This window comes from Spirillospora sp. NPDC048911, assembly GCF_043198015.1.
GTDB lineage: Bacteria > Actinomycetota > Actinomycetes > Streptosporangiales > Streptosporangiaceae > Spirillospora.
Map to the genome: position 1 here is coordinate 260,215 of NZ_JBICUD010000012.1, position 16,500 is coordinate 276,714.

15 protein-coding genes are annotated in these 16,500 nt (G+C 66.8%); 9 read left to right on the plus strand and 6 right to left on the minus strand.

Annotation, left to right across the window (positions count from 1 at the left end; genetic code table 11):
* Window positions 1-79: 79 nt before the first annotated feature.
* On the plus strand, window positions 80-1,222 hold the full coding sequence (locus ACGFNU_RS42430; protein WP_392602300.1) for an acyl-CoA dehydrogenase family protein: 1,143 nt from the start codon (window positions 80-82) through the stop codon (window positions 1,220-1,222).
* Here the strand turns inward: ACGFNU_RS42430 and ACGFNU_RS42435 are convergent, their stop codons facing one another.
* Window positions 1,223-1,408, minus strand: coding sequence for a DUF397 domain-containing protein (locus ACGFNU_RS42435; RefSeq protein WP_392602301.1), 186 nt, complete (start codon window positions 1,406-1,408; stop codon window positions 1,223-1,225).
* A gap of 4 nt (window positions 1,409-1,412) precedes the next feature.
* On the minus strand, window positions 1,413-2,285 hold the full coding sequence (locus ACGFNU_RS42440) for a helix-turn-helix domain-containing protein (protein ID WP_392602302.1): 873 nt from the start codon (window positions 2,283-2,285) through the stop codon (window positions 1,413-1,415).
* Window positions 2,286-2,599: 314 nt separating this feature from the next.
* Here ACGFNU_RS42440 and ACGFNU_RS42445 point away from each other — a divergent pair, with 314 nt between their 5' ends.
* From ACGFNU_RS42445 to ACGFNU_RS42455, 3 genes are all read left to right on the plus strand, one after another.
* Entirely contained in the window at window positions 2,600-3,046 is a 447-nt protein-coding gene (locus ACGFNU_RS42445) for an ATP-binding protein (RefSeq protein ID WP_392602303.1), read from the plus strand.
* 78 nt (window positions 3,047-3,124) lie between these two features.
* Window positions 3,125-5,191 (plus strand): McrB family protein, encoded by a 2,067-nt coding sequence (locus tag ACGFNU_RS42450; RefSeq protein WP_392602304.1) that lies wholly within the window; start codon window positions 3,125-3,127, stop codon window positions 5,189-5,191.
* Window positions 5,188-6,393, plus strand: a complete 1,206-nt coding sequence (locus ACGFNU_RS42455) for an McrC family protein (protein ID WP_392602305.1) — start codon at window positions 5,188-5,190, stop codon at window positions 6,391-6,393. Before ACGFNU_RS42450 ends, ACGFNU_RS42455 begins: the two co-directional genes overlap by 4 nt.
* 152 nt (window positions 6,394-6,545) lie before the next feature.
* Here the strand turns inward: ACGFNU_RS42455 and ACGFNU_RS42460 are convergent, their stop codons facing one another.
* Window positions 6,546-6,923, minus strand: coding sequence for a hypothetical protein (locus tag ACGFNU_RS42460; RefSeq protein WP_392602306.1), 378 nt, complete (start codon window positions 6,921-6,923; stop codon window positions 6,546-6,548).
* Between the two features lie 325 nt (window positions 6,924-7,248).
* On the opposite strand from ACGFNU_RS42460, the gene ACGFNU_RS42465 reads away from it, so the two are divergent.
* The 3 genes from ACGFNU_RS42465 (at window position 7,249) to ACGFNU_RS42475 (ending at window position 10,587) form a co-directional block, all read left to right on the plus strand.
* Complete coding sequence (locus tag ACGFNU_RS42465; RefSeq protein WP_392602307.1) at window positions 7,249-8,526, plus strand: alpha/beta hydrolase-fold protein; 1,278 nt, start codon at window positions 7,249-7,251, stop codon at window positions 8,524-8,526.
* Window positions 8,527-8,655: 129 nt separating this feature from the next.
* Window positions 8,656-9,399, plus strand: coding sequence for a hypothetical protein (locus ACGFNU_RS42470; protein ID WP_392602308.1), 744 nt, complete (start codon window positions 8,656-8,658; stop codon window positions 9,397-9,399).
* Window positions 9,400-9,516: 117 nt separating this feature from the next.
* Window positions 9,517-10,587, plus strand: coding sequence for a hypothetical protein (locus ACGFNU_RS42475; RefSeq protein ID WP_392602309.1), 1,071 nt, complete (start codon window positions 9,517-9,519; stop codon window positions 10,585-10,587).
* Between the two features lie 371 nt (window positions 10,588-10,958).
* Here the strand turns inward: ACGFNU_RS42475 and ACGFNU_RS42480 are convergent, their stop codons facing one another.
* Together ACGFNU_RS42480 and ACGFNU_RS42485 are read right to left on the minus strand one after the other, a co-directional pair.
* Window positions 10,959-11,219, minus strand: coding sequence for a DivIVA domain-containing protein (locus ACGFNU_RS42480; RefSeq protein WP_392602452.1), 261 nt, complete (start codon window positions 11,217-11,219; stop codon window positions 10,959-10,961).
* Window positions 11,220-11,399: 180 nt separating this feature from the next.
* Window positions 11,400-12,074, minus strand: a complete 675-nt coding sequence (locus ACGFNU_RS42485; RefSeq protein ID WP_392602310.1) for a TetR/AcrR family transcriptional regulator — start codon at window positions 12,072-12,074, stop codon at window positions 11,400-11,402.
* A gap of 87 nt (window positions 12,075-12,161) precedes the next feature.
* Between ACGFNU_RS42485 and ACGFNU_RS42490 the strand changes: the two genes are divergently transcribed.
* Window positions 12,162-12,983 carry a dienelactone hydrolase family protein gene (locus ACGFNU_RS42490; protein WP_392602311.1) on the plus strand — a complete coding sequence of 274 codons (822 nt, stop codon included), beginning with the start codon at window positions 12,162-12,164 and terminating at the stop codon, window positions 12,981-12,983.
* A gap of 17 nt (window positions 12,984-13,000) precedes the next feature.
* Here the strand turns inward: ACGFNU_RS42490 and ACGFNU_RS42495 are convergent, their stop codons facing one another.
* Window positions 13,001-15,739, minus strand: coding sequence for a glycoside hydrolase family 2 protein (locus tag ACGFNU_RS42495; RefSeq protein ID WP_392602312.1), 2,739 nt, complete (start codon window positions 15,737-15,739; stop codon window positions 13,001-13,003).
* 97 nt (window positions 15,740-15,836) lie between these two features.
* On the opposite strand from ACGFNU_RS42495, the gene ACGFNU_RS42500 reads away from it, so the two are divergent.
* Window positions 15,837-16,442, plus strand: coding sequence for a DM13 domain-containing protein (locus ACGFNU_RS42500; protein ID WP_392602313.1), 606 nt, complete (start codon window positions 15,837-15,839; stop codon window positions 16,440-16,442).
* Window positions 16,443-16,500 lie beyond the last annotated feature (58 nt).

The window sequence follows — 16,500 nt, forward strand, 5'->3', positions numbered from 1 at the left end:
CCGGGGTATCGACGTATATGACACCACCAGTGTTACATTAACCTTGTATCAGCAACCACTTACACGAGGACGGGGCCGCATGGCGCGAGAGATCTTCACCGCGGAGCACGAGGCCTTCCGCGACATGGTGCGGTCGTTCATCGCCAAGGAGATCGCGCCGTACCACGCGCAGTGGGAGAAGGACGAGATCGTCTCGCGCGACGTGTGGCTCGCGGCCGGACGCCAGGGCCTGCTGGGCATCGAGATGCCCGAGGAGTACGGGGGCGGCGGCAACGACGACTACCGCTACTACACGATCTTCAACGAGGAACTGGCGCGGGCCATGGCCACCGGGCCCGGCTTCGCGGTGCACAACGACATCGTGGGCGGCTACCTCGTCCAGCTGCTCAACGACGAGCAGAAGGCCCGCTGGCTGCCCGGCTACTGCTCCGGCGAGCTGATCACCGCCATCGCGATGACCGAGCCCGCCGCCGGCTCCGACCTGCAGGGCATGAAGACCACGGCGGTCAAGGACGGCGACGACTACGTCCTGAACGGCTCCAAGACGTTCATCACCAACGGCATTCTCTCGGACCTGGTGATCGTGGCCGCCAAAACAGACCCCAACGCCGGCGCACGCGGTGTCAGCCTCCTCATGGTCGAACGCGGCATGGACGGCTTCGAACGCGGCCGCAACCTCGACAAGGTCGGCATGCACGCCCAGGACACCGCCGAGCTCTTCTTCGACAACGTCCGCGTCCCCGCCAAGAACCTCCTCGGCGAAGAGGGCATGGGCTTCATCTACCTGATGCAGAATCTCGCCCGCGAACGCCTGGCGATCGCCGTCGCCGCCGTCGCCGGAGCCGAGCAGGCCTTCGAGATGACCCTCGACTACTGCAAGACCCGCGAGGCGTTCGGCCGCCCGATCGGCAAGTTCCAGCACAACCGCTTCACGCTCGCCGAGATGAAGACCGAGATCACCGTGAGCCGCGCGTTCGTCGACCAGTGCATCGCCAAGGAGGGCAAGGGCGAGCTCAGCGCCGAAGAGGCCTCGATGGCCAAGTACTGGACGACCGAAATGCTCAAGACCGTGGTAGACCGCTGCGTCCAGCTGCACGGCGGCTACGGCTACATGAACGAGTACCCGATCGCCAAGGCCTACCAGGACGTCCGTATCCAAACCATCTTCGGCGGCACCACCGAGATCATGAAAGAGATCATCGGCCGCAGCCTCGGCATCTGATTACCGGCGGAGTTTGGCGAGGAACGCGGCCCACTCGGCGCGGGTGAAGTCGAGAATGGGGCCTTGGCCGTTGGCCTTGGTGTCGCGTACTCCGATGGTGTTGGCGGTGGAGCGCGCGACCTCCACGCAGTTGTCGGTCGGCTCTGTGTAACTTGCCTTGCGCCATCCGTAGTACTTCGTGGTCATGCCGTCATCCTGCCGTACTGCTGATCTCGTCGGCGAGCGAACCGAGGAAGCTCAGGCTGCTCACCTCCGATAGTGCCGCGTCGCGGACGTGATCGTAACGTCGCAGGTTGGCGGCGACTTCCGCGGGCTCGGTAACGACCAGGTCGGTCGCGACGGTCGCCTCGATCACGATGGTCGGATCGGCAGGGTCGGGAAAGGTGTAGACGGACAACTGGGCGCGTGGCATGAGGTCACCGATTGGCGCGGTGCGTAGAGGAAGCACGCGCACGGCTACACGAGAGTTGGACTCGGCCACTTCGGTGATGTGGTGCAGTTGCGCGACGTAGACGTCGGCGGGACCGCTGTATCGGCGGAGCCCCACCTCATCGAGAATCACCTCGTACCGCGGTCCGTCAGCGCGAAGAATCTGTGCCTTTCGCTGAAGCCTCGCCCCCACCAGCCGATCGATCGAATACTTGAGTGGCGTTGCGGCCCGAGCCAATTGAATGAGCGCCAGGATGTACTCCGGTGTCTGCAGGGGGCCAGGCAGCAATCCGGGATGGTACTCGCGGATGGTGTCGGCTCCGGACTCCAGATCTGCATACACACGTTGGCGCTCGCCCATGGCGTCGCCGTATTTGTCCCACCAGCCCTTCTGGGCCGCGTCGCGGGCGAGGCGCAGGATGCGGCGCCATTCGGTGTCGGGGACCTCAAGGGCCTCCAGGATGTTCATGACGTCGGAGAGGCCGGGGCGGCTGTGCGCGTTCTCCAGTTTGGAGATCTTGACTCGGGATTGGTGGATACGGGCGGCCAGCTCGTCGGCGGTCAGGTTGTGGGACTCGCGGAGCGTGCGCAGTTCGGCGGCGAGTCGACGGCGGCGTACATAGGGGCTGCTCACGCTCGTTCTCCCTTGAACGAACCGACCGGGGATCCGATCGACACGATAGGCGACGAATCGTCACGCTGGGTATTCACTCGCGATCCTGTGTGAGGTTCGTTCGGGTCGTGACGTTCGGCTGCGGAACGTTCGCGAGCGTGACGTTCGGCTTTGGAGCGTTGGGAATGGGTCGGGTCGGTCAGCGCATCGTAGGAACTGGTCGGGGAGGCTAGCGGGCGTGCTGATGTCGAGACGTTGGCAGTCCGGGACGGTGAACTGGACACGACCACGCCGGGCGACCGGCGGAACACCGTTCGTGTCCACGGAGTATGCCGATGTCGCTCGCAATGCCCGAGTCCGCCCCGATCGTCCTCGAGATGTACTGGCAGCGCACCTTTCCCGGCCGTCCAGAGGAAGCCAGGCAGGCCCGTTCCTTCCTGCGCGCGTTGCTGCCCACCCACCCTGGACTGGACGACATGCTGCAGGTCGTCGATGAACTCGTCGTCAACGCCATCCGGCACACCCGTTCCGGCGAGGCCGGTGGCACGTTCCGAGTCAGGGTCCTGACAGACGCGGCCTGCATCGCCGTCTCGGTGATCGATGAGGGTGGGCCTGGCCGTCCTGTCCGCCGGGCGCCCGGTGGTCTCGCCGAGTCCGGTCGCGGGCTGGCCCTTGTGGCCGCGCTCTCCGTCCGCTGGTTCTGGTCCGGTTCTGGCCGGTCTCGTGCCATCACCGCCTGCTTTGCCGCTCCGTCGCATCCCGAGTCTTCGGCGGGTTCGTGATGTGCCCGGTCTGCCGACGTCCGGTCGGATACGCTCGGCTCTTGATCCATTGCCCTCCGGGATGGCAGGAGCCGCGGAATGGTCACGTGGGTGGAGGCGATCAGCAAGGCCCAGCGGGCCGGGCTGCGGATTCTCCTCGACCGGCCCGAGGGTGTCCGGGCTCGGGAACTGTGGCCCATGGTGACGGACGCACTGCCCGGCATCGAGGCGGAGACGGCGGCGGCCGTCGATGGCGGCACGACGCCGTACAAATACTTCCAATGGCGCAGCGTCGAGTTGGTGAAGGCCGGTTGGCTCACCAAACAGGACGGGCGATGGTTCGTGACGCCGGTGGGGCGCACGGCATTGAAGCGCCACCCGGATCCGGAAGGCTTCTACCGCGAGGCCGGGACGAGCTACAAGTACTGGAAGCAGAACCGTGAGGGATTCGGCCTGGCGAAGCGGCTGGTCGAGTCGGTGCCCGAAGGGACCTGGATCTCGATCGAGGACCTCGCCGACCAGACCGGTTTGAGCGAGCAGAACCTCGTCCACTGGCTGCAAGGGGAGCGACCCGAGGGCTGGTACCGCGTCCTCGATCCTGACGGCGGTCTGCCTGACGCGGTGGATGCCGACGGGGCGACGCGTGATGAGTGGTATCGCCTGCTCGACGATGACGGAGTCACCATGGTCATGGACATGGCCCCTCACGAGCGGAAGATGCCGGCACCCGATCTCCGACAGCTCGCGTTCGAGGACGCCGGAGAGGACAGCCTGCCGGAGGAGCGCCCACGCCGGGCCTGGTTGGTGCGGGGAACCAGCGCGCGGGATGACGATCTCGTCCAAGACTGGCTCGACGGCGGCTACTGCTCGCTGCCTGCCTCACGGCTGCGGGAGTTGGCGCCGGGCGTCAGTCGTGAGGTGGTCCGTAAGGCGGTGGAAGAGGATTACGACGCCGCCACCTACGGGGAACGGACGCGTCGTACGACCGAGTTCTACGCCTTCCTGTCCCAGCTGCGCATCGGTGACCTCGTGCTCACCATCGACGATGGCGACGCCCATCTCGGTGAGGTGGCGAGCGACGCCGGGTTCGTTGCCAGCCAGGACAGCCGGGCCAATCTGCAGCGCAGGGTCAGCTGGCATGAGAGGAACCCGCCGTACGACGTCGTCGCCGACCTTCCTGATGAGCTGGCAGCGAAGATCAGTACCCAGCACGACGTCCTTGATCTGACCGAGTTCCTGCATGAGCTGGAGGAGTTGGAGGCCGGCGGCAAGGCGGAGACGGCCGAGGCGGTGCTGCCCGCTCCGACGGAGGAACTGGCCGAAAAGGTCCTTGTCGACCTGCCGTGGCTGGAGGAGTGCGTGGAGCTGCTGCGGGATCGGCCGCAGCTGATCTTCTACGGGCCTCCCGGCACCGGCAAGACCTACCTCGCTCAGGAGCTGGCTCAGCATCTGGCGGGTGGACGCAAGGAGAACGTGAAGCTGGTCCAGTTCCACCCTGCCTACACCTACGAGGACTTCTTCCAGGGCTTCCGGCCGGTGGAGAGCAAGGAGGGCATGGGCGTCGGCTTCAGTTTGAAGGACGGTCCGCTGCGGCGGATGGTGACCGCCGCCAAGGAGCACAAGAATCGGCCGTACGTTCTGATCATCGATGAGATCAACCGCGGCAATCTGGCCAAGATCTTCGGTGAGCTGTACTTCCTGCTCGAATATCGCGACAAGGCCGTCGACCTGGTTTACGCGTCGGAGAGCGAGCTTGCCGATCAGGCGTTCACGCTGCCTCGCAATCTGTTCATCATCGGCACCATGAACACCGCGGACCGTTCGATCGCCCTGGTCGACGCGGCCATGCGGCGCCGGTTCGCCTTCCTGGAGCTGCACCCGGCCGAAGAGCCGACCTCGCTGTTCTTGGAGAAGTGGCTGAAGAAGAAGGAACTGCCCGGCGAGGCGGCCCTGCTGCTGGCCGAGCTGAATCGGCGGATCGAGGATCGGGACTTCAAGGTCGGCCCTTCGTATCTGATGCGGGAGCGGATCTACGCCGATCCGAAGGGGCTCGAACGGGTGTGGCGGACGCAGATCATCCCGCTGCTGCAAGAGCACCACTACGGCGACGGCACCGATGTGGAGGGCAGGTACGGGCCGGCGGCGCTCCGGCTGGCGCTGGCGTGATCGAGCTCATTGAGGGCGTCGCCCAGGAGGTGGCGCTCACCGCCGAACAGGCCACCGAACTGGCCGACAGCAAGGTCGTCCAACTCGGCCTGAGCCCGGTGCCCGGCCGTTTCGTCCTGCGTGACCGAGGCATCGTCGGAGCGGCCCGGATCGCCGGCCTGCAACTGCGCATCAAGCCCAAGACGCCCGTGCACCGGCTGTTCTTCCTGCTCGGCTATGCGCAGGGCAGTCTGCGCTGGCAGCAGGCGGAGGTGGACGCCGGGCAGCACACCGATCTGCTCGCCGCAATCGCGCACGCCTTTGCCCGCGCCGCCGAACGGGCACTCAGCCGGGGCGTACTTCAAGGTTACCGGGAGGTCGAGGAAGCGCTGCCGTACGTGCGAGGCCGGGTGCTCGTCGGCGAGCAGCTTCGGAGCCGGTACGGGATGCCGCTACCAGTAGAGGTCCGCTACGACGAGTACGACGTGGACATCACCGAGAACCGGTTGCTGCTGGCCGCGACGTATCGGCTGCTGCGGCTACCCGGGATCCCGCTGGGGACGCGTACTCTGCTCCGGCACCTGCCGATAAGGCTGGCGGGGGTGAGCCCGCTGTTGCCGGGCCGTCCGCTGCCTGAATGGCGGCCCACCCGGCTCAACGCTCGCTACCACGCCGCGCTCGGACTGGCCGAGCTGGTGCTGCGCGGCGACTCGCTGGAGTTCGACGGCGAGACGATCCGGGTGGACGGGCTGTTGGTGGACATGTGGCGGGTCTTCGAATCGTTCGTCGGTGCCGCGCTGGCCGAGGCGCTCCGGCCGTACGGAGGGCGCGTTGTCGAACAGGACACCGCCCACCATCTCGACCACGGGAGCCTGGTCCCGCTGCGGCCCGACTTCCTGTACTACCGGGCTACCGCTCTCGGCATCGACAAGGCCGCGGCCGTGGCGGACGCCAAATACAAGATCGAGAGACGGCCCGGCGCACACGGTCAGGACCTCTATCAGATGCTCGCCTACTGCACCGCCCTTGGACTGCCCGCTGGACATCTCGTCTACGCGGCCGGAGCCGCTGAGCGGCACACCCATGAGGTAGTCGGTTCCAGCGGCATCCGGATCGTGCAGTACACGCTCGATCTCGCTCAGCCCTCTGACATCCTGCTGGGTCAGGTCGCCGAGATCGCCGAATTGATGGCGGACTCCACGACGCCAGGCCGCACCGCATAGATGGGGCGAGGACTTCTGCGGCGCCACCGAGATCATCGGTCGCAGTCTGGGCACCTGGGCCCGGGGCTGACTCGCAGGGGCAGCGGCGTGGGCTTCTCCGTGTGTCCGGACCGGAGCTTCCAGGTGAGCCGGCCGTTTGTGGTGGAGGCAGGTCAGGCGAGAGAGTCGTGGCGTTCTGCCCGTAGGGCCAGGATGTCTAGGGCTGTGTAGGTTCCGGTTATCGCTGCCAGGCTGGCGATTGATGCGCGGGGGACGTCTCCCCGGATGAGGTGCGCGATCCCGGCTGCGGTGTCGCAGGCGTCCACCATCAGGCAGAGTTTCCGCCAGCGGCGGCGTGCTGCCGGATCGCTTGCCAGGTAGCCCAGGCCCAGGGCGACGGCCCTGCTTCCGAAGACGCGGATCAGGTAACGCAGCTCAGGTGCGTCCCGGTCGCCCATGCCTGCCAGTTTCACATTGAGGCCTGGCGCTGCCAGGGCAAGCGCTCCCCATACGACGCGGCCGCCGGCCGCCACCTCCATCGCCCGTTCCATGCGGCCGACCCTGCCAGGTCGGCTCGTTGAAGATCGATTACGTCAGAGGTAAAGGCGCCCGTCCTGGGCGCTTTTGGTCGGCGCGTGCGTGGAGGATGCGCCGGGGCGTGCGTGGCGGGATCTACGCTGACGTCGGCCTGCTGGGGGATGGTCGGTTTGGGGGTGGGAGTCGGGTGGTTTCTAGGTGGTTGGGAATCGAGCGACAATCGTGATCTGATGTCGTGTTTGTTGTCGTTGCCTGCGTTTGTGGCGAGTGGAACACTAACCTGTCTTCGAAGTTTCGTTCTGAACGCATGTCGCGTGGAGCACGGGGGGCTGGGGAGCCGTGGAGAAGCGCACCACGAGGCCGGTCGCGAGCATCAAGAGGCGCTCGATCGACAAGAAGATCGCGATCACTTCGGCCGTCGCGATCGCCGTCACGCTGTCCGGAAGCATGATCGCGATCGCGCAGACCGGTGCGGGCGGTTCTGAGGAGCGGCCTCAGGCTGCGGCTGGTACGCCGACGCCCCCGTCGATCCCCGGCAACTTCGTCCCAGGGCCCGAGTCGATGGCCTCGCCTCCGCCGAACACGCCGCGGAGCCCCAAGCCGCCGGTGAGCAACCCGTTCAGCACGGGCAAGGAGAGGCCGGCGCCGGGCGACCCGGACCTGCGCGGCGACCGGCGCGGGGGGAAGCCGCGGATGCCGAAGGCCAAGGGCCTGCCCGGCTTCAAGGCGGCCGACGACGGCGCGAAGATCACGAAGCTGACGAAGGTCGGCGCGTCCCTGTACGACGTCACCATCGCCTCCCCGGCGCTCGGCGTCGAGAGGAAGACCCGCGTCCTGTTCCCCAAGTCGTGGAGCAGCAAGGCCACCCGGACCTGGCCGGTCGTGTACGCCTACCACGGCGGCAACAACCTCTACACGTCCTGGACCAAGGACTCCAACATCCGGCAGGTTGCCGCGGGCTACGACGTGATGGTCGTCATGCCCGAGGGAGGCTGGAACGGCTCGTACACCAACTGGTGGAACGACGGCAAGGGCGGAATCCCGCAGTGGGAGAACTTCCACATCAACGAGGTCATCCCGTTGATGGAGCGTAACTTCCACGCCGGGTCGTCTCGGGCTGCAATCGGCCTGTCTTCTGGTGGGCAAGGCGCCATCACCTACGCCGAACGTCATCAGGGCATGTTCAAGTACGCGGCGTCCTACAGCGGCGCGCTCAACATCACCGCGCCAGGCATGCCGACTGTTCTGCTGCACATGAACCAGTCGGCCGGCGACGACATCTGGGGCGACCCGGTGCGTGACCGTGCCAACTGGAAGGCGCATGACGCGACCGTGATGGTGTCCAAGCTCAAGGGCATCGGCGTCTACGTGTCGTCCGGCGATGGGCGAGTCGGCCCGTACGACGACCCGAAGATGTCGCCCCTGCATGCCGGCCGGGTCGGTGAGCAGCTCTCTGGGCAGATGGCCGCTAATTTCGTGAACGCCGCCAAGAACGCGGGCATCCCCATCACGGCCAACCTGTACGGCCCGGGAACGCACAAGTGGTCGTACTGGAAGCGTGAACTGGTCAGGAGTTGGCCTGCCATCACCGCCGCCATCGGCGCCACCAAGTCCTGACCCCTCAGGCGTACGCGGTTCGGAGTAGGCGCGAAGCCTCCCGCTGGACGACGCGTCGCTTGTCTTCCTCGTCCCACGATGTATCCGTTCGCAAGCGGATTGGGGTTCGAGATGGTGGCGACAGCGGCTGTGGGCAGTGAGCGTCGGGTAGAGCGGCTCTGGTACGTCCTCGGCGCCGTGCTCATTGCGGCGGGCATCTTTCACCTGGCGGTGTTCGTTGTGGACGGCGGGCCGTGGGAAGGGCCGGTCTCTTGGCGTAAGCCGGCCACGTTCGGGTTGTCGTTCGGCCTGACGCTGATCTCGATCACCTGGGTCGCCTCGTACCTGCCGCTCGGCGAACGGCTCCGGACCGTGTTGCTGGGCGTCTTCGCGGCCGACTGCTTCGTGGAGGTCGGCGGCATCACCCTGCAGGCATGGCGGGGCGTGCCCTCGCACATCAACCGGGAGACGGCGTTCGACTCGGCGGTCTCGACGGTGCTCGCGGCGGGCGGCGGCGTGCTCATCGTTGTTCTGGGCATCATGGCCGTGACCGCGTTCCGGCCCAACACGAGAGTGCCCGCGGACATGCGGCTGGCGCTGCGCGCCGGATTCGTGACGCTCATGATCGGCCTGGCCACCGGAGCCGCCATGATCGCTCGTGGCGTGATCGAGGCCAACACCGGCAGCCAGGAGACGGCCTACGTCGTCACCGGATTCCTCAAGCTCGCGCACGGGGTGAGCCTGCACGGCGTCCTGGTCCTGCCCGCGCTCGCGTGGTTCCTGGCGTTCGTCGGGTGGAACGAGTCGCGGCGTCTCAGCGCCGTGCGGCTCGCCACGACCGGCTACGGGCTGGCCATCGCCGCCGCGCTCGTCTACTCGCTCCTGAACGCGTGAACATGCTCAGTTTCCGACAAATGCCGACGAATTTCTTAACGGTTGGTCTGTTTCGCTATCCGATCCGTTATGAGACCTTGTGTCAACAGCACACCTGGCTCGATCCGAGGAGCAGCCATGGGGGCGGTTGTTCTGGCCAGCGCGGCGCCGGTCGCCTACGTGGCCGGTTTCGCCATCTTCAAGACGACCGCGAGCCGGATGCCGCGCCTGACCGGTGCCCGCCCCCTCCACACGACGCGGCACCTCGCGCTCGACCCGGTCTGGCTGTGGGGGCTGACGACGCTCATCATCGGCCTGGTCTCGCAGAGCCTGGTCATGACGCGGCTCCCGGTGAGCGTGGTTGTGCCAATGTACGGGCCGGTGATGGCCGTTCTGCTGCTCGTTTCGGTGAGCAATTTCGGTGAACGGGTGACGGGCGGGGAGCGGAGGGCGCTCGCGGTCCTGCTCATGGCCCTGCTGGCGTTCGCCGCCGCCGGAGGGCTGTTGACGGACGACAGCGCGACGGAAGCCGGACGCTGGGACGCCTCGGCGCCGCTCTGGAAGCTCTCGCTGATCGTGGTGCCGTCGTTGCTGATCCCGCTCTGGCTGTTCACCGTCCGGGACAGGCCGGTGGACGGACGGCACGCCAAGCGGGTGACCGGCGTGGCGTTCGGCCTGGGCGCCGGGGTGGTCGTCGGGCTCGCGGAAAGCTCCGGCGCGAGCATCGCCCGGATCGTGACGGAACACCCCTGGCAGTACGGCCCGGTCCTGGCGTCGCCGCACCCGTACATAGTGACCGTGGCGGGATTGCTGGGCGCCGGCCTGGCCCAGATCGGGCTGCAACGCTGCCGGCTGTCTGTGGTGATCATCGTGCTGGCCGTCGGCTCGAAGGCGTCGCTCTGGCTCACCGGCATCCTGGTGTACGGCCAGCCCTGGCCGCAGACGCCGGGCACGTTCCTCCTGTCGGCGATCGGCCTGATCCTGGCGTTCTGGTCGGTGCTGCTGATTCCGCGTCACGAGCCCGAGCCCGCGCGCGTGGAGGTCAAGGTCGAGTCGGCGCCGCGATCCGTCCGGGCCACGGAGTTCGCCGCTCCCGTCCCGCAGCGGCCTGCGCCCACCCCCGGCCCGCCCGTCCTGGACGTTCCGCCTCCTGTGGCGCCGGACCCAGTACAGCTAGGTGTCCGGCGCCCGGTCTGGCGACTGCGCTAGCCCAAGCCAACCGACACGCCCCGGCCAACCGGCCCGGCGCAAGCCGACCGGCTCTGGCCCAAGCCAACCGTCCCTGGTGCAGCCCAAGCGGCCTGGCCCATGCCAACCGGCCCGGCCCATGCCAACCGGCCCGGCCCAACCGGCCCGGCGCAAGCCCCAACGGGCCCGACCCGGCCCAATCGGCCTGGGGCAAGCCAACTGGCCAGGAACCGGTCCTGGTACAAGCCAGCATCGGCTAGGACGGGAGCAGAGACAGCCTTGGGAGTGCTGCGGCAGCACGGGGACGGTGTTGGGCCAGGCGAATCAGGCGGGATCGGCGGGCTGGGCGCTGGATACTCGGAGCGGGCTGAGGCGCTGGGGTACTCGGCGAGCTAGGGCGCTGGACGCTCGGCAGGCTGGGGCGCTGGGCGCTCGGCGGCTACGGAACGGGCCTCGTCGCGTTCCTGGATCAGGCGCGCCAGCTCCTGCTTGACGTGATCGAGGAACGCGTCGACCTCCTCCATCGCGTAGCCCGGGTAAAGCCGGGTGGTGCTGAACCGCTGGTCGTGGACGGCCTCGGGGGTGAGCCGCCGGTCGAGGTCCCGAGGGTGGTGCGGCGGCGGCAGTCTGAAGGGCTCGGTCAGTCGGCTGATCGCCTACCAAGGGGATCTGTCCTCGCTCATGCGCTCCTCCTAGCACGCCCCGATCAACGCTTGCGGGCGTTCCACGAGAGGTGTTGCCTGCCTGCCGATGCTTGCGGAACGTCCTATCGGCGGGTGAGTAGCCATGGTCATGTGACGCACAAGCAGACAGCCTTGGCTGAGTGCCGGGGGTTACGTGCTTGGGGTGGGTTGGGGGGTGCCGAAGGTGCCGGACTCCCAGAGTCTGCGGACGTGGGCGATCATTGGGGGGCCGACGGCGCGCAGGCCGTTCACGTCGCCTGCGGCCACCAGGGGGGTGACCATGGCGCTGACCGACGAGATGATCACCTGGCAGGTGAAGCGGCCGGCGTCGTCCTTGACCTCGAGCAGGTCGGCGAGCGCGGCGGTGAGGGTGACCTGCACGTCGCTGCGACGGCGGATGGCCTCGGGGCCGGCCGCGTACACCTCGACCAGGAACAGCCGCGCGAACGGCAGCTCGGTCGCCAGCACGTCCAGGTAGGCGGTGATCGCCCGCTCGAACCTCTCCAGCGGGCCGCCTTCCAGCCGCGGCTCCCCGGACGTCTCGTCCACGCCGACCGACTCCAGTACCCGCCGCATCAGCAGGTCGCCGGCGCCGGTGAACGCGGTCATGAAACAGTCGAGCTTGGAGTCGAACACCTGGTAGAAGCTCTGCCGGGACACCACGGCCCGTTTGAGCACGTCCTCGACGGAGGTGCCCACGTATCCCTTCTCGGTCATCGCCTCAGCCATCGCGGTGCACAGCCGCGTGCGCTGGATGCGTTCGACCTCTTCGCGGGACAGCGCGTACCGCCCCCTGGGCAGCCGACGCGGCGATGAGTCCGACATCCGATCACCATAGTTCAGGCCGCCGCCCCGGTCCGTCAGGAGCGGCTTACGTGGTGGAATTCAAGCAACCTGACCTTGGAGGCGGCCATGCCCGACGACGACCTGAGCGATTTCGAGACCGCCACGTTCACGCACGAGGGCAAGACCCGCACGATCTTTCGGCGGGGCACGGGCCCGGCGGTGATCGTGATGGCGGAGATGCCCGGCATCACGCCGAAGGTGACCGAGTTCGCCCGGATGGTCGCGGGGATCGGCTGCACGGCCGTCATGCCGCACCTGTTCGGCCGTCCGGGCCGCGACGCCCGCCCCGACGCGCACGGCTGGCGGGCGGCGCTGTCCTATACGGGCGCCACGCTGGTGCCCGCCTGCATCAGCAAGGAGTTCACGGTCATGGCCACCGGCCGGAGCTCGCCGGTGGTCGACTGGCTCCGCGCGCTCGCGGCGAGCGAGCACGAACGGTGCGGCGGCCCCGGGGTGGGCGCGATCGGCATGTGTTTCACCGGCGGCTTCGCGCTCGCCATGGCCACCGACGATCGTCTTCTCGCGCCGGTGCTGTCGCAGCCCTCGCTGCCGCTTCCCTTCACCCGGCGGCAGCGTAACTCCATTGACATCTCGTCCGGCGACCTGGCGAAGGTCAAGGGCCGGTGCGCCAATGGGCTGACCGTTCTGGGGCTCCGTTTCGAGGGCGACTCGCTGGTGCCGCGCAGCCGGTTCGAGTTCCTGCGCCGTGAGCTCGGCGACGCCTTTGTCGCCGTCGAGCTCCCCGACGCTTCTGCCAATCCGGACGCGACTCTGCCGCGTCACTCCGTGGTGACCGAGCACCTTATCGACGAGCCGGGCGAGCCCACCCGCGCCGCACTGGATCAGGTCCTCGACCATTTTCGCAATCGTCTCCTCAAGGCAGACTGAGGGCTACGGAGGGCGGGTTAAGGAATGGGGATTGAGGTTGAGGGGACGTTGTAGCCGCGAATCCTGAGGTGGGGCTGTTTGCCGCCGAGATCGCGGGTGGCGTAGGCGGCATTGATGGTGGTCGATTCGCCAGGCCAGAGTGTGACGTAATTGTCCGAGTAGGTGATCGGCAGAACCTCTGTGCCGTCCGCGCCTGCGGTTACTTCAGGGCGGACGAAGAACGTGATGTTCTTCGGGCTGGTGTTGGTCAGCTTGACGGTGGCCGTCTCATGTCCATTCGTGCCGGCGCGGGTGGCGGAGGCGGTGAGGTTCGGGTTGGAGGGCAGGCTGTTGAGGCCGCTGAAGTCCGCGTACGTCTTGACCTCGGTGTAGTACCAGTCGGATTTGGTGCCCAGTTCGTCAGGCCTGGTGGAGTTCCAGTAGAGGTTGTTACTGACGACCGCGCCGGAGGAGTCCTTCAGTTGGAGGCGAACGAAGTAGGTCGAGGACAGGCCACTGACCGCCGGAAGCTTCATGATCTCGGACGAGGCGTTCGCGGGCGCGCTGACGGATCTCGTGGTGCCGTGCTCTTGCTTCAGGTCGGGAACGGTGTAGAACGTCGCGGTCGCCTTGAGGTCGGTGCGTGACTTCAGGGTCGAATTGACGATGTACACCTTGCCGGTGTTGTAGTCGTAGGCGATGTGAACGGGTTCGCTGGCCTTCTTGGTGCCGAAGTAGCCGCCGCCGGGCTTGAAGAAGTAGTCGTACAAGTTCCACTGGACGGACGGCCATGAGTTGTTGAGCATCCAGAAGATCGTGCCGAACGACTTGGAGTACTTGTGGGAGCTCCAGGCCTCGAAGAACGCCCTGGTGTTCTCGTAATTCTGGAGCTCGGACTTGCGGGCGTAGTCGGCGGCGCCGGTCGCTTTGCCATAGCGATTGTCGATGGCCTTGTCGTACGGCGCGGTGGTGTCGAAGACGGTCGACGGGCGTCCGGCATGGAAGTTCCAAGCGTCGGACAGAGGCCATTGGTCGGACGGCGCGAGGAACTTCTGCACGCTTTCCAGCGGTGGAGGTGCCTGCGTGCCCTCTTCGCCGGTCGTCCCGAACGCGCTACCGGCGCGGGTGGTGTCCCACCACAGGACCGGTGGCTCCCAGACGTACGGGCCGTCCATCTTCATGCCCGCGTCCGGGTTCGACCAGGTCGCGACGTTGTCCACGGTCGGGTTCTGCCAGTGCAGCTTCGCGGCGATGTTCTTGTACGCGGCGAGGTGTGCGGGCTCCGGAGGCTCGTCGCTGCCGTAGTTCCACATGAACGGGCTGGCGTGGTGGCGCAGGGCACGCATCTGGCTGTCGAGGGAGGCCATCGCCACTTCGGTCTGCTCGGCAGTCCACTCGTCGTCGGACTGCCATGCGCTGCAGCAGACAAAGCCGGGCATGAGCATGATGCCGTTCCGGTCGGCCAGGTCATAGAGCTCCTCGTTGCCGAGGGTGCCCTCTAGGCGAATCGTGTTCAGGCCCATGTCCTTGACGTACTGGACGTGGGTCGCGTTGGTCTTGGTGTCCCAGCGTTGGAGCAGGTCCCATACGTAGCCGCCGCCACGGAAGAGCACGTTCTTGCCGTTGACTTTGTAGGCCGCCCATGAGGTGTCGTTGACGGACTTGCGGTAGTCGGTGAACTGCCGGACACCGAAGTCGATTTCCTTGACGTCTGAAGTCTTCTTGTCGACATCGGCGCGCAGCTTCAGGTGGTAGAGCTCGGGCTTGCCGTACTGATGCGGCCACCAAAGTGCTGGCTTGGCCACGTGGATGGGCTTGAACGCGATTTCGCGGCGTTCGCCAGGGCCGAGCGTGACGGTACGGCTGAACGTGAGTGACGGATGGCCCGCCTTGCTGATGGTGCCGTTCACCTTGGCCGTCACAGGAGCCTGGGTGGCGTTCACGGCATCGGCGTAGACGGTCAGGTCGGCCGAGTCGGTGGCGGGGAGCGGCAGGACGGTCTTCACGTACGGGTCACGCAGGGCGACCGGTCCGGTGGTCTCCAGGATCGTGTCGCCCCACAGGCCCGCGTTCATGTCGGGAGCTTCGGGGTTCCAGTCGACCGTACAGATCGACAGGTCCTTGCAGGCGTGCGCTGGCGGTGTCACGAGGATCGCGAGCGCGTTGGCCTCGCCAGGGCGGATCAGATTGCCGACGTTGTACTCGTGCTGAGCCAGCGTGCCGACGGCGTTCGCGTCGAGAAGCGTTCCGTTCAGCCAGATCTGCGCGCGGTAGCTGATTCCCTTGAAGCGGAGCCAGTACGCCTGGCCGGGAGAGGCAGCGGTGGCCTTGAACTCGCCACGGAACCACCACTTCTGAGTGGTGAGGTCAGGCACGTTCTTGAGGTTCTGGCCGAAGTAGATGTTCTGGTAGACGCGGTTCTGGACGAGCCCCGCCAACACTGTGGTGGGCAGCGTGACCGGGTGCCAGCCAGAGGTGCCGTAGCCGACCCGGGAGATGACGTCGCCGGTGTCGGCCAGACCGGTGGCCGAACGGAGTGCCCAGCCGGACGTCAGCTTCGTCGAGCCGGCGGTGGCCGCACGGGAGTCGCTGTTTTCGGCCGCGCCGGTCTCGGCCGCGCCGACCGCCAGTAGCAGGGCCAGGGTGGTGACGAGAATGGAGACGTACCGCATGAACGTCGGTCGCGCGCCTCTGACCAGCATGGACACCTCCAGGGGCAGGCTCTGCGCGGTCGCCCCCGTCCACCGCGCCGGTCTGATCGAGACGATAAACGGCATCGCGGGTTTCGTAAAGAAGGCTCCCTAACAAACTCTCGTAAGCAGTACGTAAGACGAAATCGGGTCTCGGTGGGCGTCCGGCGGCGTTGTACCCGGCATGAAGAACGTGAAGAGCCTCATCCTCGGGCACAAGCTGATCTCCGGCGCCGGCGTCCTGGCTCTGGGACTGGTGACCGTGCTCGCCCTCGCCGCGTTCCAGCCATGGAAGTTGTGGGTCGACCAGACCGCCAGCGAAGCCGCGCCACCAACCGCCGCAGCAGCGCCAGGCGCACCCGGAGCGTCCGGTGCGGCTGCGTCCGGGCCCGGTACGCCTGCGTCCGGTACATCCGCGTCCGGTGCGCCTCAGGGGGCGGCGGCGCAGACACGGGAGGTCTTCAGCACCTCCACCTGGCAGTCGGTTTCGCATGGGAAGACAACCGGCAAGGTCAAGGTCTACAAGCATCCCGACGGGTCGTACGCCCTGAGGTTGGAGAACCTCGACACCTCCAACGGCCCAGACCTCAAGGTCGTGCTTTCCAAAGGCGGACACGAGACCCAGCAGAACCTCAGCCCGGACTACCGCAGCCTTGGCACGCTCAAGGGAAACAAGGGCAGTTCCAACTACGCCGTCGCAGCCGGAGTGGACCTCAGCCAGTACAAGAGTGTCGTGATCTGGTGCAAGCGTTTCGACGCCGTCTTCGCCGCCGCCCCCATCGGAACCTGAGAAACGTCCGTCAGACTCCGATCGCAGGCTCAGCCTGAGGAATCGCACCCAGGCCAGG